Source organism: Neisseria leonii (genome assembly GCF_028776105.2).
Lineage (GTDB): Bacteria > Pseudomonadota > Gammaproteobacteria > Burkholderiales > Neisseriaceae > Neisseria > Neisseria leonii.
In genome coordinates this window covers 1,133,897-1,155,397 of sequence record NZ_CP145606.1, presented here as the reverse complement: position 1 = coordinate 1,155,397, position 21,501 = coordinate 1,133,897, and the positions used below count along the sequence as shown (strand labels likewise).

Here is a 21,501-nt window from a genome sequence, read left to right as displayed (position 1 = left end):
AAAACACCCGATAACAACAATAATTCTGCAAACCGCAACCAGAGTAAGGCTTATGCTTCCGTATATTTTGCGCCGTATGCTGCTGATGGTGCCGATTTATATCGGCCTGACGATTACCACGTTCACGCTGATCCGTCTGGTGCCGGGCGATCCGGTACTGGTGATGATGGGCGAGCACAAAGTCGATCTGGCCGTCCGCGAAGCCATGATGCAGCGTTTGGGCTTGGACAAACCGATTATCGTGCAGTATTGGGATTATCTGCTGAAAATCCTCGGCGGCGATTTCGGCGAGACGTTCCGCACCCGTACGCCTGTTTTACAGGACTTCTTCCAATATTTCGTTCCCACTTTGGAATTGGCGTTGTGCGCCATTGTGATTGCTTCCTTGGCGGGCGTATCCTTGGGCATCATCGCCGCCTTAAAGCGCGGCAGCTGGCTGGATTATGTGCTGATGAGCGGCGCACTGGCGGGCTATTCGATGCCGATTTACCTGCTGGGGCCGATTCTGACCGGTATTTTCGCGCACTATCTGGGCTGGCTGCCCGTATCCGGCGTGATTAATGTGATCCGCTATATCGATGTGCAGCCGCTGTACGGTTCCTGGCTGTTGGGTGCGGCCGTGTCGGGCGATGCGGGCGCACTGTGGAATGTGGTCAAACATTTGATACTGCCTGCGGTGGCTTTGTCCACCATTCCGTTGGCCATGATTGCGCGTATGACACGTTCGGCCATGCTCGAAGTGCTGGGCGAAGATTATGTCCGCACCGCCAAAGCCAAAGGCCTCTCGCCTGCGCGCATTATTCTCGTACACGTTCTGCGCAATACGATGATTACGGTGATTACCGTGGTCGGCCTGCAAATGGCAACCCTGATGGCCGGCGCGATTCTGACCGAAACCATTTTCAGCCGTCCGGGAGTCGGCACTTGGCTGCTCGACGGCTTTTTCAGCCGCGACTATCCCATTGTCCAGAACGGTATTCTGCTGGTGGCCACCATGCTGATGCTCATCAGCCTGCTGGTGGATATTACCTACGGCCTGATTAATCCGCGTATCCGTCATGCTTAAATGCCGGTTTTCAGACGGCCTCTGTTGTGCTTGGAAGCGGCAGGCCGTCTGAAACGGGCAATACGGAAAAATAAAAGCCGGTTTCCGGTTCGCAGCGGTATTTGACCCGCTGCCGCCGATACGGTACCAAAAACAAAAAAGGAACACATTATGACTTCAAGCGTTCCCGCGCCCTCTGCCGCCACGGCGCTCAAACCGCCGGGCGAATGGCAGCAGTTTGCGGCGGCTTTCCTGAAAAACAAAGGCGCGGCCGCCGGCCTGCTGGTGCTGCTGCTGTTGGTGTTGGCTTCCGTGCTGGCACCGTGGATCGCGCCGTATGATCCCAATATCCTCCATGCCGGCAAAGAACAGCTGCCGCCCGTGCTTTTCGGCGGTACGGCGGAATTTATTTTCGGCACTGACGATGCCGGCCGCGATACCCTGTCGCGCATTCTCTACGGCAGCCGCTATTCGCTGTTGATCGGTCTGGCCGCCACGCTGATTGCCATGCTGGCGGGGGTTTGCCTCGGTTTGGCTGCCGCCTTCTGGCCGAAATCGGCGGGCAAACTGATTATGCTGCTCAACGATATTCTGATGTCCTACCCCGGCCTGCTGCTGGCGATTATCATTGCCGCCATTCTCGGCCCGTCGATGACCAACACGGTTTTGGCGATTGCACTGGTGTGTATGCCGCCGTTTATCCGCATCACCCGCGCCACCGCACTGGTGGAACTGCAAAAAGACTATGTTACCGCCGCACGCGTGATGGGGGCGGGGCTGCCGCGCCTGATGCTGATTACCGTGCTGCCCAACTGCATGGGGCCGCTGATTGTTCAGGCCACCATGATTTTTTCTTCCGCCATTCTGGAAGCGGGCGCGATCGGCTTTCTGGGCTTGGGTGTACAGCCGCCGTCGGCCGAATGGGGCGCGATGCTGGGCAATGCGCGCCAATATATCCAAAGCAATGTGTGGATGGCGGTTTTCCCCGGTTTGGCGATTTTCATCGCCGCACTGTCGATTAATTTGACGGGCGACGGCCTGCGCGACGCGCTCGACCCGAAACTGAAACAGGTGTCGTAATGGAAGCGAAGCAACCTTTATTGAACATCGAAAATCTGCAAGTAACGTTCGGGCGGGGTGCGCGTGCATTCCGTGCGGTGGACGCTGTCAGTTTGAATGTGGCCGAAGGCGGCGTGCTGGCCGTGGTGGGCGAATCGGGTTCGGGCAAATCGGTGTCGATGATGGCGCTGATGGGGCTGCTGCCGGATACGGCAGCGGTTCGGGCCGACAAACTGCATTTTAACGGCCGCGATATGCTGGCTATGAGCGCGCGCGAAAAACGCCGCATCATCGGCAAAGACATTTCGATGATTTTTCAGGACGCGATGACCAGCCTGAACCCCAGTTTTACTGTCGAAATGCAGATTGCCGAAGTGCTCAAAGTCCATTTGGGGCTCAAAGGCCGCGCCGCGCGCGACCGCGTGGTGGAGCTGCTGGAACTGGTGGAAATTCCCGATGCGGCAGGCCGTCTGAAAGCCTATCCGCACCAATTGTCGGGCGGCATGAGCCAGCGTGTGATGATTGCGATGGCGCTGGCCTGCGAGCCGAAACTGCTGATTGCCGACGAGCCGACCACCGCGCTGGATGTTACCGTTCAGGCGCAGATTATGGACCTGCTGCACCGCCTGCAACAGGAGCGCGGCATGGCGATGATTCTGATTACCCACGATTTGGGGCTGGTGGCGCAGCATGCCGAAAACGTGGTGGTAATGTATGCGGGGCAGGTGGTGGAAGAGAGCAGAGTACCGCAGGTGTTCGAGTCTCCCGCCCACCCGTACACCGAGGCCCTGTTGGAAGCGATTCCCGAATTTTCCGCCGGCGAAGGCCGTCTGAAATCGCTGCCCGGCGTCGTGCCCAGCCAATACGACCGACCCGCCGGCTGCCTGCTGTCGCCGCGCTGCCCGTATGTGCGCGAAGCCTGCGCGCTGCCGCCGCCCATGCTGGCCGCCCCTTACGGCCGCGTGCGCTGTGTTGCGGATAATTTAACCCAATGGAGGGGCGTGAAATGAGTGGCCCGGAAATCGTTTTACAGGCGCGTGAACTCGCCCGCCACTATCCGGTGGGCGGCGGTTTGGGCAAACCCAGGCAGGTGGTGAAGGCACTCAACGGCATTTCGTTCGAATTGCGCGCGGGCAAAACGCTGGCCGTGGTGGGCGAATCGGGTTCGGGCAAATCCACGCTGGCGCGCCAGCTGACGCTGATTGAAGCCCCCAGCAGCGGTTCGCTGGCGGTCAACGGCGTGGAAACCGCCAAGCTGTCGGCGCGCGGACTGAAAAAAATGCGCACCGAAATCCAAATGGTGTTCCAAAATCCCTACGCCAGCCTCAATCCGCGCCAAACCATTGCGTTTCAGTTGATGGAGCCGCTGGCGATACACACCAAACTCAGCAAAAAAGAACGCTACGCGCGCGCGGTGGAAATGATGAAAACCGTCGGCCTGCGTCCCGAACATTCTTCGCGCTACCCGCATATGTTTTCCGGCGGCCAACGCCAGCGGATTGCCCTGGCGCGTGCCATGATGCTGAACCCGAAAATCGTGGTGGCCGACGAGCCGACTTCCGCGCTGGACGTTTCCATTCAGGCGCAGGTGCTGAACCTGTTTATGGATTTGCAGGCGCAATACCATACGGCTTATGTGTTTATCTCGCACAACCTGTCCGTGGTCGAACATGTGGCCGACGACATTATGGTGATGTATCTGGGCAAAGCGGTGGAACACGGCGAGAGCCGTGCCGTATTCGAGCGGCCGCTGCACCCCTACACCCAAGCCCTGCTGTCTGCCGCACCCAGTCTGAAAGGGCAGAATATCCAGCTCAAACTTTCCGGCGAACTGCCCAGCCCGCTCAACCCGCCCACCGGCTGCGCGCTGCACCGCCGCTGCCCGCACGCCGTGGCGCGCTGTGCCGCCGAAGAGCCGCAGCTGCGCGAATGGCACGGGCGGAAAGTTGCCTGTCTGCGCTTGGAAGAAATCGCCGCATAAGCGATAATCTAGGCCGTCTGAAAAACGGGTTGCCGTTTTTTCAGACGGCCTGTTTTCATTTTGTCCGTCGGGCGGCATTTGCGAATGATGCGGTTACCGCTGTATGGGCAGCGGCAGGTTGCTTGCCTGAGACAGTTTCCATGCGGACAGCTATCCCGGCCAAGCCTGTGCGTATATTTATGGTCAAACCGCCGCCTGCCCGAACCGACGGCCACAGGCAGGCCGTCTGAAAGCCACATCATGAAATACCGAGATTTACGCGAATTTATGGCCATGCTCGAACAGCAGGGCAAACTCAAACGTATTACCGCGCCCGTGTCGCCGCATTTGGAAATGACCGAAATCGCCGACCGCGTGCTGCGTGCCGAAGGGCCTGCGCTGCTGTTTGAAAACCCCGTCGGTTCAGACGGCCGCACTTATGATTATCCCGTGCTGGCGAATCTGTTCGGCACGCCCGAGCGTGTGGCGATGGGCATGGGGGCGGACAGCGTGGCCAAGCTGCGCGAAATCGGCCGCACGCTGGCTTATCTGAAAGAACCCGAGCCGCCAAAGGGTATTAAAGATGCGTTTGCCAAACTGCCGCTGCTGAAAGACATTTGGAGCATGGCGCCGAATGTGGTAAAAAACGCGCCGTGTCAGGAAATCGTTATCGAAGGCAATGAAGTCGATTTAAGCCGCCTGCCGGTTCAGCATTGTTGGCCGGAAGACGTGGCACCGCTTATCACGTGGGGATTGACCGTTACACGCGGGCCGCACAAAAAACGCCAGAATCTGGGCATCTACCGCCAGCAGGTCATCGGCAGAAACAAACTGATTATGCGCTGGCTGGCACACCGCGGCGGCGCGCTGGATTTTCAGGCACACAAAAAAGCCCGCCCGGGCGTGCCGTATCCCGTGGCCGTGGTGCTCGGCTGCGACCCCGCCACCATTCTCGGCGCGGTGACGCCCGTACCCGACACATTGAGCGAATATCAGTTTGCGGGACTGCTGCGCGGTTCGCGTACAGAGTTGGTAAAATGTATCGGCAGCGATTTGCAGGTGCCCGCGCGTGCAGAAATCGTACTGGAAGGCGTGATCCACCCCGACGAAACCGCGTTGGAAGGGCCGTACGGCGACCACACCGGTTATTACAACGAGCAGGATGATTTCCCCGTCTTCACCGTCGAGCGCATCACCATGCGCAAAAACCCGGTCTACCATTCCACCTACACCGGCAAACCGCCCGACGAACCGGCCGTTTTGGGCGTGGCCCTGAATGAAGTTTTTGTGCCGCTGCTGCAAAAACAGTTTCCCGAAATCGTCGATTTCTACCTGCCGCCCGAAGGCTGTTCCTACCGCATGGCGGTGGTGTCGATTAAAAAACAGTATGCAGGTCATGCCAAGCGCGTGATGATGGGCTGTTGGAGTTTCCTGCGCCAGTTTATGTACACCAAATTCATCATTGTGGTGGACGACGATGTGGACTGCCGCGACTGGAAAGAAGTGATTTGGGCGGTTACCACACGCATGGATCCCGTGCGCGATACCGTGCTGATGGAAAACACGCCCATCGACTATCTCGATTTTGCCAGCCCCGTGAGCGGCCTCGGCGGCAAAATGGGTTTGGACGCCACCAATAAATGGCCGGGCGAAACCGACCGCGAATGGGGCCGCGTGATCGTGCGAGATGCCGCCGTTGCGGCAAAAGTCGATGCAATGTGGAAAGATTTGGGGCTGTAACCGCCGCCGTAAAAATCTTTCAAATATAAAGGCCGTCTGAAAAACGCAAATAGTGTTTTCAGACGGCCTTTTTGATGGCAACCGCTATATAGAATGTTCTGGTGGAAATAATCTCCACGTTATTTTTATGATTTGTTTGAAAGGATATTCATGCAAAAAATATTATGGTTGGTTGGCATGACTACTGTGGTAGTAATGGTTATATTTGTTATTTCTGCGTTAGGAGAAAGCAAGCAGCAAGTAAGGGATATTGTCGATAATAGAATCAAACATATGATCGATCGAGACAGCTTTCGACCACCTAAGTAAGCGTAGTTAGGTAGGTCGGATTCTTGAATCCGACAAAGGTGTGAATTTTTGTGAATCAAAACCGGTTGGGTTTGATCCGAAGGCCGTCAGAAAAACAGAACATGTGTTTTCAGACGGCCTTTTGATGTCGGCAGTCTGTCCGTCATGGCTTCTGCCGCCGCACGCTGCCGTTTGGTAATCGGTTTAACGGTTGGGCGGACATTATGCCGGTTGGATTTTTAAATCCAGCATCATCGCACTTTTGTCGGATTCGAGAATCCGACCTACGGCGGATATTTTATCGGTGGTTATCGGATACGGCATTGCGGGTTGAAATATTTGGGGCAATGGAAACGCACAGGCCGTCTGAAAAACCAAAATACTTTTCAGACGGCCTCTTTGGTGCAGATGTTATCTGTCTGAACCGGATAGCGGCGGCTGCACGATATCCGTCAGCGGCCAGCGCGGTTTGACGGCGAAGGCGCCGGCGGTTTCTGCCTGTTGCAGACGCATGGCGCCGGCGAAGGCGATCATGGCGCCGTTGTCCGTGCACAGGTGCAGCGGCGGGAAATAGACGCGGACGGCTTCGGCGGGCGGTTTCAGACGGCCTTTGGCGGCGGGGCGGACGGTCAGTGTGTTCAGAGCGGCGCGCAGTTGGCGGTTTGCACCTACGCCGCCCGCCACCACCAGTGTGCGCAGTCCCGTATCGAGTAATGCCTGATGTGTTTTGGCGGTTAAAACATCGACCACAGCATCTTGAAAGGCGCGGCAGATGTCGTTCCGCACATCGTCGGGGACATCGCCGCCGTGTTCGGCACGCACTTTTTCGACGGCGGTCAGCACGGCGGTTTTCAGACCGGAAAAACTCATCTGCAAATCGCGCGAGTGCAGCATCGGGCGGGGGAAGGAGAATGCGCGGGGGCGGCCGGATTCGGCCAGCTGCGACAGTTTCGCGCCGCCGGGGTAGGGCAGGCCGAGCAGTTTGGCGGTTTTGTCGAAGGCTTCGCCCGCCGCATCGTCGATGCTTTCGCCCAAAAGGCGGTAGTCGCCGATGCCGTATACGGCCATCAGTTGCGTATGGCCGCCGGACACCAGCAGTGCGACAAAAGGGAACTCGGGACGGTCGTCGGCCAGCAGCGGCGAGAGCAGATGGCCTTCGAGATGGTGTACGGGAATCACGGGTTTGCCCAGTGAAAAAGCCAGTGCGTTGGCATAGGCCGTACCGGCCAGGAGCGCGCCGCCCAAGCCCGGCCCTTGGGTAAAGGCCACGGCATCGATGTCCCGATAGCCGATACCGGCTTCGGCCAGACAGGCTTCGGTCAGCGGCACCAGACGGCGGATATGGTCGCGGCTGGCCAGTTCGGGAACCACGCCGCCGTATTCGGCGTGCATGGCCATTTGGGTGTGGAGCTGGTTGCCGGTCAGGCCGAGATCGGTGTCGTAGAGGGCGACACCGGTTTCGTCGCAGGAGGATTCGATGCCGAGAACGCGCATAGTCAGGCCGTCTGAAAACAGAAAACGCGTATTTTAACGCAAAGCAGTCCGCCCATCAGCCGCCGCAGCGGGAAAAACGCCCGCTTTTTACATTGCGCTTACCCTTGGCAGGGGCGGAAAGCTGTTATCATCGGGCGTTTTGGAGCGGCTGTATGCAGCCGTCCGTATCCGCTTTTCCAGAAGGTATCTATGATGAAAACTGCCGGACTCTCGCTGACTGCCGCAGCTTTGCTGCTGGCGGCCTGTTCCACTTCCGAAACGCCGCCGACCGCTGCCGAACCCGGGCTGCCGAAAACCGCTGCGGCTGCGCCGCGCAGTGCGGAACCCGCTGCACAGACGCTGGCCGATTTTGCCGTTTATGAAAGCGCGCTGGCGGCGGCCAAGACCGGAAACGATGCGGCGGCGGCCGATTTTTTACGCCGTCAGAGCCAAAGCGCGATGGGTGAGGCGGTGCGCAACGAGTGGCTGAAAACGCTGGCCAAACGCGGCGATTGGGCGGCGTTTATGCGCGAATACGCGCAGCTTGAAGCGGCGGGGCGCAGTCAGGAAGTGCGCTGTTATGCCGAGGTGGCCGGAACCGGCGGCGGTTTGGCGGACGAACTGGTCAATGAAACCGGCCGTCTGCCCGAAGGCTGTACCCGCCTGATTGAAAACCGTGCCGCACAGGGGCGTTTGGACAGTGAGCTGGCGTGGCGGCGCGTACGGGGTCTGATCAGTCAGAACCAAATCACCGATGCGCGCAATTTGGCCGCCGCATTGGGCAGTCCGCTGGACAGCGGCAGCGGACGCGGTGCGCAGGAAAATCTGCTGCGCGACATTATCGGTCCGTCCGGCCGTTCGTCTGCCGCTTCGGCCGCACGCCTGAGCGCGCTGGAAGACAGCCTGACCCGCGAGCAGGCGGGTTATGCGTGGGGCGTGTTGGGCTATTATCAGGCGAAAAAACAGAATTTCGATACCGCGCTGGCGCATTACCGGCGCGCCATGCCCGCGCAGCTGACCGACGACCAAATCGAATGGTATGCCCGTTCCGCTTTGCGCCTGCAACGTTGGGACGAACTGGCGGCCGTGATCCGTGCCATGCCCGCCAAACTGCAACAGAATCCGACGTGGCAGTATTGGATGGCGCGCAGTCTGGCCGCACAGGGGGAAGCGGCTCGGGCGGACGCTCTGTACCGTCAGGCGGCACAGAGCGGGCGCAATTTCTATGCCGTGATGGCAACGGAAGAGTTGGGCGGGCGCATCAGCACACGCAATAATGTGGCGGACGCACAACCGGAGGCTGTGAAACGTATGGCGCAGGACGGTGCGGTTTCCCGTGCGCTGACGCTGTTTCAGGCGAGCAGCGGCAACTGGAATATGCGCCGTGCCGCGCAGGCCGAATGGCGTTATGCCGTTCGCCACTTCAATGAAGATGAAAAACTGGCGGCTGCACAGCTGGCCTATGAGCGGCAGTTTTACGAAATGGCGGTCAATACCGCCGAAAGTACCGACCACAAACTCAACTACCGCCTGCGCTATATTTCGCCTTTCCGCGACATTGCCGTGCCGTATGCCGGACAGGCGGGCGTGGATCCGGCGTGGGTATACGGTCTGATCCGTCAGGAGAGCCGCTTTATGCTGGGTGCGCAGTCCAGCGTGGGCGCGCAGGGACTGATGCAGGTGATGCCGGCCACCGCGCGCGAAATCGCGGCCAAAATCGGTATGGACAGCAGCGAACTCTATACCATGAACGGCAATATCCGCATGGGAACCTGGTATTTGGGCGATGCCAAACGCCGTTTGCAGAACAACGAAGTGATGGCGACGGCAGGCTATAACGCCGGCCCCGGCCGTGCGCGCAACTGGCAGGCCGCCGTGCCGCTGGAGGGTGCGGTTTATGCCGAAACTATTCCGTTTGACGAAACGCGCGACTATGTGAAAAAAGTCATGACCAACGCCACTTATTACGCGAGCCTGTTCAACGAGCCGCAAACTTCGCTCAAAGCGCGTATGGGTGTGGTGCCCGCCCGCCGTTAGGAAGCGTGTCCCGCACCGAGGCCGTCTGAAAACCGCTTGTCCGGTGCGGTTTCAGACGGCCTCGGCCGCCATAGGCATACCGGTGTGCTTTGGTTTAAAATATGCTTTTTTCCGTAAAGGAACGAGATGAAGCGGCTGTTTTGCCGACTGCTGCTGTGGGGCGGCCTGTGGCTGCTGGCAGCCTGTATGCGCGAACCGTCTGCCGTGGCCGTGATCCAGGGGCAGACCATGGGGACGACCTATACGGTGAAATACATCGAACCGCAGGGTTTGGCACGGGAGCGTGTGCAGCAGGAGCTGGAAGCCCTGCTCGAATCGGTCAACCGCGAAATGTCCACCTATCGCGAAGATTCGGAAATCAGCGCATTCAACCGCATGGGGGCGGGTGAAGCGGCGGTGTCGGCGGGGTTTGCCGAAGTGGTGGACGAGGCGGTACGCCTGAACGGCATCACGCGCGGTGCGCTGGATGTTACCGTCGGGCCGCTGGTGAATTTGTGGGGATTCGGACCCGATAAAAAGATTACCCGCGAGCCGACGGCGCGGCAGCTGGCCGCAGCGGCAGAAGTGGCGGGCATCGATAAAATCAGCTTGCGCCGCAGCGGCGGCAAAGCGTTTTTGGGCAAAAAAGCCGACGGCGTTTATCTGGATTTGTCGGCGGTTGCCAAGGGCTACGGTGTCGATGTGCTGGCGCACCGCCTCGAAGCCTTGGGTGTGTCGCGCTATTTGGTGGAAGTGGGCGGCGAGCTGCGCGGCAGGGGGACGAACCCGCAGGGGCAGCCGTGGCAGGTGGGCATCGAACAGCCGTCTTTGGCACAGGGGCAGGCGGGCAGCTTGGTGGTGCCGCTGGACAATATGGCGCTGGCCACATCGGGCGATTACCGCAATTTCCGTCTGGACGGGGCGGGACAGCGGCTGTCGCATATTATCCACCCCAAAACGCAGCGGCCGATCAGCCACAGTCTGGCATCGGTGAGCGTGCTGGCACCGCAGGCGGTAACGGCCGACGGCTTGGCGACAGGTTTGTTTGTCTTGGGCGAAGATGAGGCGATGGCGGTGGCTGAAGCGCAGAATCTGCCTGTTTTTTTGATTATTTACCGCGACGGGGGCTTTGAAACCCGCATGTCGCCGGCTTTGCGCCGCCTGTTGGACGAAAAATAAAAGGATACACAAATGACGACCGTTTTTTTGATGACTTTCGGACTGTTTCTGCTGGTGATTTTCGGTATGGCTTTGGGCTATATCGTGAAAAGGCGCGAGATTAAAGGCAGTTGCGGCGGCATTGCCGCGCTGGGCATCGAAAAAGTGTGCGACTGCGAAACCCCGTGTGCGCGCCGCCGTGCACAGATGGAGCAGGCACGCAGAAACGGTTGAGAAATCACAGAACAGTGTAGGTCGGATACTTGTATCCGACTGTATCTTAGAACGGTAAAGGATGCGGGTGTGTGTCGGATTCAAGAATCCGACCGACTTTATCCCTTATTCCCGCATAAAGGCCGTCTGAATATGCCGATAACGGTTTTCAGACGGCCTGTGCTTTAATTGGGTGCGGATTCGGTTTTCATGATGTGGCACAGGTTGGGCATGGTGTCGGGGCGTGGCAGACGTAGGTGTAGGTCGGATACTTGTATCCGACTATCTTTATTGATTAAGGTAAAGCATAGGCGGGCATGTCGGATTCGAGAATCCGACCTACTGCTATCAGCCTTTGAAGGTGTTGCACTGGTTCAGATCGGTGCTTTGCAGGCCGCGTCGGAACCAGGCCATACGCTGTTCCGATGAACCGTGGGTGAAGTTTTCCGGTACGGCGCGCGCGCCGCTGCGGTGTTGCAGGCGGTCGTCGCCGACGGAAGCGGCGGCGGCCAGAATGTTTTCGACATCACGGTTGCCGAGCAATTGGTATTCGCGGCCGTATTTCGCCCACAGTCCAGCGTAGCAGTCGGCTTGCAGCTCCAAACGCACGGAAAGGGCGTTGGCTTCTGCCTGACTGCGTGCCTGCTGCTGTGCCTGATGGATTTTCGGCAGTACGCCGGTCAGGTTTTGTACATGGTGGCCGACTTCGTGGGCAATCACATAGCCGAATGCGGCTTCGCCGGCCGCACCGAGTTTGGTACGCATGTCTTCGTAAAACGACAAATCCAGATAGACACGGCTGTCGGCAGGGCAGTAAAACGGCCCCATCGCCGCCTGGCCGGTGCCGCACGATGTTTGGGTGGCGCCGGAGTAGAGTACCAAGGTGGCGGGGCGGTAGGCGGCACCTTGTGCGGCAAAATACTGCTGCCACACGCTTTCGGTGTCGGCCAGTACCACGCGTGCCAGTTCGTTGAGCTGTGCTTCCTGTTTACTGTCGAGCGCGGACTGCCGGACTTGTGCGCCGCCCAGCTGGGGGGTGCCGACGATGCCCGACAGATCCACGCCGTAATACGCGCCCACCAGCAGGACAATCAGCCCCAAAATGCCGGTGGTTTTTCTGCCGCCTGTCCGTTGTGAACGGCGGTCTTCTACATTGCTGCTCTGTCTGCGTCCTTGCCAGCGCATCATCAAATCCTTACGGGTGGGTAAATCAATCACAATCTCAAAAAATAAAACAGCGGGGCGGCCGTTTGCTCTGTTTTCAGACGGCCTACCAGCTGCCGCGTTTGACCTTGTCGATCTGGCGGCGGTCGCGCTTGGTCGGACGGCCGTCGGGATAGGCCGCGCTGATGCGCGAGGCCTGATCCAGCAGTTTCTGCTGTTCGCGTTTTGCTGCTACCTCGGCGTTTTCGCGGTAGAGCAGGCGGGCTTCGGGTGCGGGACGGCGTTGGTGGTTGAGTGCGGCCACCGTCAGCTCGTAGGGCAGAGAGTTGAGTGTCAGGTGCACTGTGTCGCCCGGCACGATGTATTTGCTGTTTTTCACTTTTGCGCCGTTTACCAAAACACGTCCCAACTCGATATGCCGCTGCGCCAGCGCACGGGTTTTGAAAAAGCGCGCCGCCCACAGCCACTTGTCGAGGCGCATGGTATGGCTGTCGGATTCTGCCATCTCGTTTCTGCCGTTGCCGGATTGTTTCGGGGTGTCCAGTGTACCACAGCGCAGCCGCTGCTGCCGTATGCCTTTCCATTAAAATATTGACTCTAAATTTTCAGACGGCCTCTTGCCCCGAAGCGGATTATCGCGTACATTGCGACAAGATTTTTACCCGCAATGATGATGCCGGCCGGCCGCCCCGGTTCCGGTGTGTCTTGCGGGGCAACCCGTTTAAAAGGGAGCGAAATTTTATGAAGCCCGTCTTTCTTGACTTCGAGCAGCCGATTGCCGAGCTGAACAACAAAATCGAAGAATTACGTTTTGTGCAGGGCGAATCGGCCTTGGACATCAGCGAAGAAATCGCCCGCCTGCAGAAAAAAAGCAGGGAGCTGACCAAATCCATCTACGGCAAACTCACACCCGCCCAGGTTTCCCAAGTATCCCGCCACCCCCAGCGTCCCTATACACTCGATTACATCGCCGCGCTGTGTACCGATTTTCAGGAGCTGCACGGCGACCGCCATTTTGCCGACGATGATGCGGTGGTAGGCGGTTTGGCGCGTTTCAACGGGCAGAGCGTGGTGGTGGTCGGCCATCAGAAAGGCCGCGATACCAAAGAAAAAATCCGCCGCAATTTCGGTATGCCGCGCCCCGAGGGCTACCGCAAAGCCCTGCGCCTGATGCATCTGGCGGAAAAATTCCGCCTGCCCGTGCTGACGTTTATCGATACGCCCGGCGCATATCCCGGTATCGGTGCAGAAGAGCGCAACCAGTCGGAGGCCATCGGTAAAAATCTGTACGAATTGACCAAACTCAAAGTGCCGGTCATCTGTACGGTCATCGGCGAGGGCGGTTCGGGCGGTGCGCTGGCGATTGCGGTGGGCGATTATGTCAATATGCTGCAATATTCCACTTATTCCGTTATTTCGCCCGAAGGCTGTGCCTCGATTTTGTGGAAAACCGCCGAGAAGGCACCGGAAGCCGCAGCCGCATTGGGCATTACGGCCGACCGTCTGGAAAAACTCAATCTGGTGGACAAAGTGATCGAAGAGCCGCTGGGCGGCGCGCACCGCAATTATGAAGAGCTGATGAAGCGGGTAAAAGAGGTGCTGACCGACCAGTTGCGGCGGGCGCAGGATATGCCTCTGTCCGATTTGCTGACACGCCGTTTCGACCGCATTATGGCGTACGGGCAGTTTGCCGAGAAATAAACGGCAGAATCCGAAAAGCAAGCGCAGGCTTGCTTTTTTGTTGGGCATTGCGGCGCTTGGCCGTCTGAAAACCGGTGCCCGGCAGGCGGGCGGAAGTCGGTACGCGGACGGCAGTTTGTCGGGCTAGGGAATCTGACTGGAATGGCTCGGGCTTGCTTTTGGTTGGAGCGGGCGGGCAGCGTGGCGGTTCAGGCCGTCTGAAAACGGCAAACAGCCGAAGCCGGGTGCGGGTTCAGACGGCCTGTGCCAAGTTGGGCGCGGCTCAGACCGCATTGCGTTTTGAAGATGAAGGAAGGGTATGCAGGACCAGGCGTGGCTGCAAGGGCTGGCGGCGCAGCTGCCGCAGGTGTGGCGTGAAGGCATTCGGGTGGAAACCGCACTGAGCGGCGGTTTGGATTCGGTGGTGCTGCTGCATTTGCTGCGCCGCCTGCGCGAAGTGCACCGTTTCGAGTTGGAGGCGGTGCATGTCCATCACGGTTTGCAGACGGCCGCCGACGAATGGGCGCGGTTTTGCGCGCAGCTGTGCACGGATTGGCAGGTACCGCTTCGGGTGGAAAAAGTACGGGTGGCGGCTGACGGTTCGGGCGTGGAAGCGGCGGCGCGGCAGGCACGTTACCGTGTGTTTGCCGCCTCGCCGGCCGAAGTGGTGGCATTGGCGCACCATGCCGACGATCAGGTCGAAACGTTTTTTCTGGCGGCTTTGCGCGGCGGCGGGCTGCGCGCGCTCTCGGCCATGCCGCGCGAACGGCCGCTGGCGGACAAATGCCTGTGGCGGCCGCTGCTGTCATACAGCCGCGAACAGCTGGCCGCTTATGCCGCGCGCCATCATTTACCGTTTATCGAAGATCCGAGCAACGGCCATCAGATTTATTTGCGCAACTGGCTGCGGCTCAGCGGTCTGCCGCCATGGCGGACGCATATGCCGCATTTGGCGCGCCATATTTCGGCATCGGTGGCGCAGTTGCAGGAAGAAGCGGCCCTGTTGGCGGAAATCGAAGCGGCCGATGCCGCGCTGGTGTGCCGGGGCGGGGTGTTGGATTTGGCCTTGTGGCGCGGTTTGGGCAGCGGGCGGCGGCGGCGGCAGTTGCTGAATTTTGCACGGGAAAACGGTTTGGGCGGTTTGAACCGAACCATGCTGGCCGATGCCGACCGGGTATTGTGCCGCGCGGACAGCGGCCGCTGGCTCTTGGCGGGCGGCAGCCTGCTGGCGCATCAAGGCCGTCTGTATGCTTTGGAAGCCGCATGGCGGCAAACCTATCCGCCCGGGCAGGAAGGCTGCGTGCAGACCCTGTTTTCAGACGGCCTGTGGCAGCTTCGGCCGTCTGAAAACGGCTTGGCAGCGGAATGTTTCGCCCGACACGGCCGCATCCGTCCCGCGCGCTCGGGCGAGCGTATGGCGGTGGCGGGCGGCAGCAAAACGGTGAAAAAAATATTGCAGGAAGCGGGCGTGCCGCCGCTGTTGCGCACGGATTGGCCGGTGTTGGAAATCGACGGCGAATGCGCTGCACTGATCGGCATCAGTGCCGCCCGTACCCACACCGTGCGCGGCGGCCTGCTGCCGTATTGGCCGCTGTTGATGCGCTGGGTGATGCACCGTCGGATTGGGGAGGCGGATGGTTTTACCGTGGCGGATATTTAGAAGTGTCGGATTCGAGAATCCGACCTACTCGGGCTACTCGGGCTGAGGCAACCCTGTCGGAGCACAGCAGGGTTTGGAAACACCGTGCGCGGTGAAAAGGTTATGGAGAGAATTGATTGCAGGAAAAAAGCGGATGGATTGCGCCGTGCATCAGTATCCGTCCCGCTAGGGCGGGTGTGCAGGCCGGATGCTCGAATCCGACATTCTCCGATTAAAGGGCAGGTTCGCGATACTTATCGGCAATACGGTACCGCCTGCCGATTAGAAATCAAGGCCGTCTGAAAACCGGAACAGGGTTTTCAGACGGCCTTTGCCGTGGGCATCGGCTGTCAGCGTATCAGGCCGGATATGGTTTTGAAGACAGGGTGTTTGGCATCTTGCAGCAGCAGGAACAGAATGCTTTCCACATTGCTGACAACGGCACCGGCCTGCCGCATATGGGTCAGGGCATTGTCGCGGTTGGCGGGGTTGCGCGAGGTGGTGCATTCAAACGGTATCCAGACATGGAAACCGCGTCCGCGCAGATCCAGCACGGTTTGCAGCATGCAGACGTGGGCTTCCGCGCCGATCAGAATGACGTGCTGTTTGCCGCGCAGGAAGTGTTCGGTTTCGTCGGTCAGGGCGGAGAAGCGGGTTTTTTCCGCCACAGGCGCGGCGGGGAGCAGCTCGGCGATTTCGGGGACGGTGTGTCCCAAACCTTTGGGATACTGTTCGGTGATCATGACCGGTACATCGAGCGCGTTCAGGCCTTGCAGCAGGGTGATGCTGTTGGCGGTCATGGCTTCGGCCTGGTGCAGTGCAGGGCACAGGCGGGTTTGGATATCGACCACGAGACAGGCGGTGTTTTCGGGGCGGAAGGCAGGGTTCATAAGTTTCTCCTGAATAGAAAATGCCAAACGGGTATGGACGATATTAGCGGGGATTGTGCGTCTGTTCAAGCCACGGTGTCAGGGCGGCGGCGGGAATGTCCCACTGCCACACGCCGTTGCCCGTACCGTCCAGCCCGCGCAGGAAAAGATAGCGGATACGCACGGTGTGCAGCGGGTAGCGGCGGATATGCAGATAGCGGGCGGCGGCCACGGCGTAAATCCAAGCCTGAAAGTAATAGTGGTGGTGTGCCACGGCTTCATTCAGTGCGGCGGTGCGGTAGTCGGCGGCATGGTTGCCCAGATGGTTGGATTTGTAGTCGATGATGCACACTTCGCTGCTGCCGCTCATGCAGGTCATGTCGATAAAGCCGTTGAGAAAACCGCGCACCGTGTCGAAATCGAGTGCGGCCGCCGCATTCAGGCAGGTTTCGGTCAAACCGGCCGCTGCCAGCGCGCGGCGCACCCGGTCGGGCGAAAAGTCGTGCGCGTGCATGACAAAACCCATTTCGGGCAGGCGTTTTTCCGGCGGCAGGCTGCTCAGGCTCACGCCCTGCGGGTTGAGGGTGGTGCAGCCGACGGCATCGAGCATGGGCAGTAAAACCGGCAGCCAATCCGCTTCATAGCGGTGTTTCGCCAGACAGGCGGCCGCATGGGCCTGCTGTTCGGCGGCAGGCCGTCTGAAATCGAAGGTTTCCAGAATGTCGTGCAGGCACAGGCCGGCCTGTATGCCGCGCGGGAAGGCGGCCATACCGTTTGCAGGTTCAGCGTCGCGGCTGTCCGGATCCGGAGTGTCGGGCGGCGTGCCGGCAGCGGTTTCGCCCGGGTCGATGCGGCTGTGCCATTCGTCCGGTGCGGCCGCTTCGCGGCGGCGGGTGAGGGCGGTAAAGCTGGTTTGGCGGACAGCTTCAAACGGGCGCGGTGCAAATTCCCGCGCGGTGAAGCCGTCTGCCTGTCCGCTTTGCGGCGGTGTATAAACTGCGGGTTCGGGCGGGGTGTCGTACCAGGCGAACGATGTGTCTTCGGGCGCGTTTTCCATCAGGCGCAGCCAGTTTCGGCGCAGCATGGCGGCGGTGTCTTTTTCCGCACGGTAGCTTTTGGCGGTTTCGGCCGGCGGGGTATCGGGCGTGCCTTCGAGCAGGTGGGCGATCGGGTGGTGTGCGGTTTGGCGGTCGGCCGCCGCATACACGATTAATTGCTCTTCGGCGCGGGTGAGGGCGACATAAAACAGCCGCAGTTCTTCGCCCAGCAGATCGGCGCCGATTTGTTCCTGCGCGGCGGCATCCAGTTGGGACGGGGCGAGCAGTTCGCGGCGGCCGGCCGATTGCAGCACCTGCCAGCCGTCGTTTTGCGCAGCCTGTACCGACCACAGAAACGGGCAGTACACCACGGGATACTGCAAACCTTTGGCCGCGTGCATGGTGATGATTTTCACCAAGGCTTCGTCGCTTTCCAGCCGCAGCATGTGTTCGTCGCTGTCGGAGGCCGTCTGAATCTGCCGGTTGAGCCATTCGGCCAGTGCGGCGGACGGGCGGCCGTGTTCGTCTTCGGCGGCCAAGAGTTCGGCCAATTGCAGATAATTGGTGAGCGCGCGTTCGTCGCCGCAGGCCAACAGCCCCGTTTCCAGGCCGCACCGGCCGGAGAAATATTGCAGGGCGGTGTAAATGCCGTGCTTCTGCCACAGCTCGACGGCGTGGTCGGCAGCCGTGATATAGGCACTGATCTGCGCTTCGTTTTCGTTGAGCGCGGCCAGTTCGTCCGCGCTGCGTTTGAACAGCGGTCCGGCCAGCACAAAACGCAGCAGGTCGGTGTGCGAAGCGTTGAGCCACCATTGCAGCAGCGCGGCCAGTGCTGCGGCTTCGGCGGTATGGAAAACGGAATCTTTGCGGATCATCACGCTTTGGACACGCCGTTTTTTCAAGGCATCGGCCAGCGCTGCGGCCTGACTGCGGTTGCGCACCAAAACGGCGATGTCGCCGGGCGCGAGCGGGCGGGAACCGCTGCCGCTGACGATATTCAGACGGCCTGCCGCGCCTTGATTGAGCTGTGCGGCGATTTCGTCGGCGCAATATTCTGCCGCGCGGGTGTCCAGAACGGCTTTGTTGGCCGGTTCATTGTCCCTGCCGTGCAGCCAGCGCACGGTGAAAGCGGGCGGTTCGGGGTGCAGGCGGCTGTTCTGCCGTGCGGCCGCCACTTCGGGATAGGGAATGTCGGCCAGAATAAACGGGCGGTGTTTTTGGCGGAACAGATGGTTGATGCTCCCGGTCAGCGCGTGATGGCTGCGGAAATTGCGGGTCAGCGTGTAGCGGCGGCCGGCTCGGGCGGCGGCATACAGATAGGCATGGATATCCGCGCCGCGAAAGCGGTAGATGGCCTGTTTGGGGTCGCCCACCAGAAACAGCGGCCGGCCGTGTGCGACAAAAATCCGTTCGAAAACGGCGTATTGCTGCGGGTCGGTGTCTTGAAATTCGTCGATTAAGGCGGCCTGCCAGTTTCGGGCAAGTACGGCAGCGAGTGCGGCTGCTTGCGGCAGCTCGGTCAGGGCGCGGTGGACATCGGCCAATAAGTCGTCAAATGTACGCTCGCGGCGGCGGTTTTTCCCGGCGGTCAAGGTTTGGCGCAGATGGGTCAGAAAATCCTGCGACAGCAGAATCAGAATGTTTTCGTCTTCCTGTGCGGCCTGTTGCAGCCGGGTGTGCAGACGGCCCAGAACGTTCAGGGAGTTTACAGTTCCGGCGGCGATGTCGGCATTTTTTTTCAAACCGGCCCGCAAATCCTCTTCACGGAATTTGTCCAGTTTTTCGGCAGGCGGCAGTTGGTGCGGCGGGGTTTGCCGTAAAGCGGCGAAGATGCGTTCGAACGTGGCTTTTTGGTAGATATTGGCTTTGAGTTGGGGGTGAACCTGCCAAAACAGGGTTTCCAGCTGCGCCAGTTGCGGCTGCACTTGCTGCCAGCAGGCGAGGGCATCGGCACGGGCGCGGCCGTCGGCCGGTTCAGGCCGTCTGAAATCGAGGGCGGGCGTGCCGATATGGCGGCGCAGTCCGGCCAGCAGGGTTTGCGGGGTCAGCCGTGCGCTGAAAACCGCCTGTGCGGTTACGGGGTCGGCGGCAACGCGTTTGCGCCAGAAGTCTTGTGCCGCCGTCAGCAGCAGGCGGTCGTGGTTGTCGGCCAGCTCGATGTCGAAAGGCGATTCGCACCAAAAGGCATAGTCGCGCAAAATGCGCTGGCAGAAACCGTGAATGGTGTAGATGGCGGCATTGTCGAACTGGGACAGCGCGGCTTTCAGGCGCAGAATCACGCGGTTTTGCGCTTCATTCTGCAAGGCTTTGTGCAGGATTTGCGGCAGAAAATCATCGCCTTCATGGCGGCTTCGGCAGTATTCGGCCAAGGCGGCGGGGTCATCCGCAGCCTGCGGCACGGCTTCCAATACCGCAAGCATTTCGGCCAGCCGCGCGCGCAGACGGTTTTTCAGTTCGGCGGTGGCGGCGTTGGTAAAGGTAACCACCAGCACGCTCTCTACCGGCATCTGTTCCAGCACAATCAGGCGGGAAAACAGGGCGGCGATGCCGTAAGTTTTGCCGGTGCCGGCGGAGGCTTCGATCAGGTTGGTTCCCTGAATCGGAATATCGAGCGGGTCGAAGGCTTGGGCGGTCATGGCGTGTTCCGTTTTCGCGGGCGGGTGTCGGTCAGGCGGGTGCCGGCCAGAAAATCATGCAGGAACTGGCGGTCGGGATTGAGCAGGGCGAAGCCCCACGGCAGCAGCCACCAAATCAGGGCGGCACCGAAAGCGGTTTTCGGCGGTATCTGCCCCCAGCGTTGCAGTACGCCGTAGGCCAGCATGGGAATAAACAGCCACAAAATACATGCCCAGACGAAGCGCAGTCGCAGCTGTACCATTGCAGGCGGGCGGCCGTGGCGGTCGGTCAGGCCGATATGCCATACTTTCATCGGCAGGGTGCGGCCTTTTTTCTGCCAGTTGAGCCGGAAATACAGCCACCAGGCGGCCAGCAGAATCAGCGAAACGGCGATGCTCGACAGCTGGGGCAGCACGGGATTGAGCAGCAGGGCGGCCAAACCGGCAGGTATGGCGGCGACGCAGCCCACGGCGGCGGCGAGCAGCAGTTCGTAAATCAGGGCGGCGGTGCGGCGTTTGAGCGGTGCGGCGGGCGGCATGGTCGGACTTTCGCAAAATCGGGGCTGTGGTGGAATGTTATGGTGAAAAATGACGCCGGACGGCTTCGGAGGCCGTCTGAATCAGGGCGGCGGGCGTTTGGGCGAAGGGGTCGGCCGTGATGTCGGCATTCAGTTTGCGCAGCCAGGTGAGCTGGCGTTTGGCGAGCTGGCGGGTGGCGGCGGTGCCTTGTGCGGCCAGTTGGGCATAGTCGGTTTCGCCGGCCAGATGCGCCCACGCCTGCCGGTAGCCGACGCAGCGCACGGCGGGGCTGTCGGCATTGAGTTCGGGATAGCGTGTTTTCAGACGGCCGACTTCGTCCAGCAAACCGTTTTCCAGCATGGTGATAAAGCGTTTTTCGATTTGCGTGTGCAGCAGGCGGCGGTTTTCGGGAATCAGGGCTAGGGTGCAGAGACGGAGGGCGGGTGCGGCGGTTTTTTGTGCGGCAAAATGCGCACTCAACGGGCGGCCGCTTACCAGATAGACTTCCAAGGCGCGTTCGATGCGCTGGCTGTCGCCCGGAGCGAGCCGCGCGGCGGTGGCGGGATCGACGGCGAGCAGGCGGCGGTAGAGCGCGGCGGTGCCTTCGGCGGCTTTTTGCGCGCGCAGTGCGGCGCGGGTGGCGGCATCGGCTTCGGGCAGGCTGTTCAAACCGGCGGTCAGGGCGTGGTAATACATCATGGTGCCGCCGACAATCAGCGGCAGCCGGCCGCGCGCGGTAATTTCGGCGGTCAGGCGGGTGCAGTCGGCAACGAATTGCGCCGCGCTGTAACTTTGCGGCGGGTCGATGATGTCGATGAGGTGGTGCGGTACGGCGGCCAGTTCGGCGGGCGAGGGTTTGGCCGTGCCGATGTCCATTTCACGGTATACCAAGGCCGAATCAAGGCTGATGATTTCTACCGGCCAGTGTTCGGCCAAGGCGAGAGCCAGCGCGGTTTTGCCGCAGGCGGTGGGGCCGAGCAGGGCGAGGGCTTTCGGGGCGGTGCGGGCGTGGGGCATCGGCGGGTT

17 protein-coding genes are annotated in these 21,501 nt (G+C 60.2%); 10 read left to right on the top strand and 7 right to left on the bottom strand.

Translation table 11 applies throughout. The annotated features are described in order from the left end of the window. Positions 1 to 52: 52 nt before the first annotated feature. From ORY85_RS05510 to ubiD, 5 genes are all read left to right on the top strand, one after another. Positions 53 to 1,066: an ABC transporter permease gene (locus tag ORY85_RS05510; RefSeq protein WP_274572023.1), complete on the top strand. Its 1,014-nt coding sequence runs from the start codon at positions 53 to 55 to the stop codon at positions 1,064 to 1,066. A gap of 150 nt (positions 1,067 to 1,216) precedes the next feature. Then, entirely contained in the window at positions 1,217 to 2,125 is a 909-nt protein-coding gene (locus ORY85_RS05505; protein WP_274572022.1) for an ABC transporter permease, read from the top strand. Next, complete coding sequence (locus tag ORY85_RS05500; protein WP_274572020.1) at positions 2,125 to 3,114, top strand: ABC transporter ATP-binding protein; 990 nt, start codon at positions 2,125 to 2,127, stop codon at positions 3,112 to 3,114. The genes ORY85_RS05505 and ORY85_RS05500 overlap by 1 nt, the downstream gene beginning before the upstream one ends. Next, on the top strand, positions 3,111 to 4,085 hold the full coding sequence (locus ORY85_RS05495) for a dipeptide ABC transporter ATP-binding protein (RefSeq protein ID WP_274572018.1): 975 nt from the start codon (positions 3,111 to 3,113) through the stop codon (positions 4,083 to 4,085). The genes ORY85_RS05500 and ORY85_RS05495 overlap by 4 nt, the downstream gene beginning before the upstream one ends. Before the next feature lie 240 nt (positions 4,086 to 4,325). Further along, entirely contained in the window at positions 4,326 to 5,804 is a 1,479-nt protein-coding gene (gene ubiD, locus ORY85_RS05490) for a 4-hydroxy-3-polyprenylbenzoate decarboxylase (protein WP_274572017.1), read from the top strand. Positions 5,805 to 6,503: 699 nt separating this feature from the next. Here the strand turns inward: ubiD and tsaD are convergent. Next, positions 6,504 to 7,586 carry a tRNA (adenosine(37)-N6)-threonylcarbamoyltransferase complex transferase subunit TsaD gene (gene tsaD, locus ORY85_RS05485; RefSeq protein ID WP_274572016.1) on the bottom strand — a complete coding sequence of 361 codons (1,083 nt, stop codon included), beginning with the start codon at positions 7,584 to 7,586 and terminating at the stop codon, positions 6,504 to 6,506. A gap of 189 nt (positions 7,587 to 7,775) precedes the next feature. Between tsaD and ORY85_RS05480 the strand changes: the two genes are divergently transcribed. The 3 genes from ORY85_RS05480 to nqrM all read left to right on the top strand — a co-directional run bounded on the left by ORY85_RS05480 (position 7,776) and on the right by nqrM (position 10,973). After that, positions 7,776 to 9,602 (top strand): transglycosylase SLT domain-containing protein, encoded by a 1,827-nt coding sequence (locus ORY85_RS05480; RefSeq protein WP_405030322.1) that lies wholly within the window; start codon positions 7,776 to 7,778, stop codon positions 9,600 to 9,602. 126 nt (positions 9,603 to 9,728) lie between these two features. Further along, entirely contained in the window at positions 9,729 to 10,760 is a 1,032-nt protein-coding gene (locus ORY85_RS05475) for an FAD:protein FMN transferase (protein ID WP_274572015.1), read from the top strand. A gap of 12 nt (positions 10,761 to 10,772) precedes the next feature. Beyond that, entirely contained in the window at positions 10,773 to 10,973 is a 201-nt protein-coding gene (gene nqrM, locus ORY85_RS05470; RefSeq protein ID WP_274572014.1) for a (Na+)-NQR maturation NqrM, read from the top strand. Positions 10,974 to 11,300: 327 nt separating this feature from the next. Here the strand turns inward: nqrM and ORY85_RS05465 are convergent, their stop codons facing one another. Both ORY85_RS05465 and ORY85_RS05460 read right to left on the bottom strand, forming a co-directional pair. Next, complete coding sequence (locus tag ORY85_RS05465; RefSeq protein WP_274572133.1) at positions 11,301 to 12,137, bottom strand: neutral zinc metallopeptidase; 837 nt, start codon at positions 12,135 to 12,137, stop codon at positions 11,301 to 11,303. A gap of 85 nt (positions 12,138 to 12,222) precedes the next feature. After that, on the bottom strand, positions 12,223 to 12,621 hold the full coding sequence (locus ORY85_RS05460) for an RNA-binding S4 domain-containing protein (protein ID WP_274572013.1): 399 nt from the start codon (positions 12,619 to 12,621) through the stop codon (positions 12,223 to 12,225). Positions 12,622 to 12,857: 236 nt separating this feature from the next. Between ORY85_RS05460 and ORY85_RS05455 the strand changes: the two genes are divergently transcribed. Both ORY85_RS05455 and tilS read left to right on the top strand, forming a co-directional pair. Next, positions 12,858 to 13,817 (top strand): acetyl-CoA carboxylase carboxyltransferase subunit alpha, encoded by a 960-nt coding sequence (locus ORY85_RS05455; protein WP_274572012.1) that lies wholly within the window; start codon positions 12,858 to 12,860, stop codon positions 13,815 to 13,817. A 298-nt stretch (positions 13,818 to 14,115) separates the two neighbouring features. Continuing rightward, complete coding sequence (gene tilS / locus ORY85_RS05450) at positions 14,116 to 15,456, top strand: tRNA lysidine(34) synthetase TilS (protein ID WP_274572011.1); 1,341 nt, start codon at positions 14,116 to 14,118, stop codon at positions 15,454 to 15,456. 329 nt (positions 15,457 to 15,785) lie between these two features. Here the strand turns inward: tilS and ORY85_RS05445 are convergent, their stop codons facing one another. From ORY85_RS05445 to miaA, 4 genes are read right to left on the bottom strand one after another with little or no spacing between them, the layout of a single operon-like run. Continuing rightward, positions 15,786 to 16,325 carry an isochorismatase family protein gene (locus tag ORY85_RS05445; RefSeq protein ID WP_274572010.1) on the bottom strand — a complete coding sequence of 180 codons (540 nt, stop codon included), beginning with the start codon at positions 16,323 to 16,325 and terminating at the stop codon, positions 15,786 to 15,788. A 43-nt stretch (positions 16,326 to 16,368) separates the two neighbouring features. Beyond that, positions 16,369 to 19,977, bottom strand: a complete 3,609-nt coding sequence (recB, locus tag ORY85_RS05440) for an exodeoxyribonuclease V subunit beta (protein ID WP_274572009.1) — start codon at positions 19,975 to 19,977, stop codon at positions 16,369 to 16,371. Beyond that, on the bottom strand, positions 19,974 to 20,495 hold the full coding sequence (locus tag ORY85_RS05435; protein ID WP_274572008.1) for an RDD family protein: 522 nt from the start codon (positions 20,493 to 20,495) through the stop codon (positions 19,974 to 19,976). The genes recB and ORY85_RS05435 overlap by 4 nt, the downstream gene beginning before the upstream one ends. A 37-nt stretch (positions 20,496 to 20,532) precedes the next feature. Further along, the gene (gene miaA / locus ORY85_RS05430) at positions 20,533 to 21,492 is read right to left on the bottom strand and encodes a tRNA (adenosine(37)-N6)-dimethylallyltransferase MiaA (RefSeq protein ID WP_274572007.1); all 960 of its coding nucleotides are present in this window, start codon (positions 21,490 to 21,492) and stop codon (positions 20,533 to 20,535) included. Between the last annotated feature and the right edge of the window lie 9 nt (positions 21,493 to 21,501).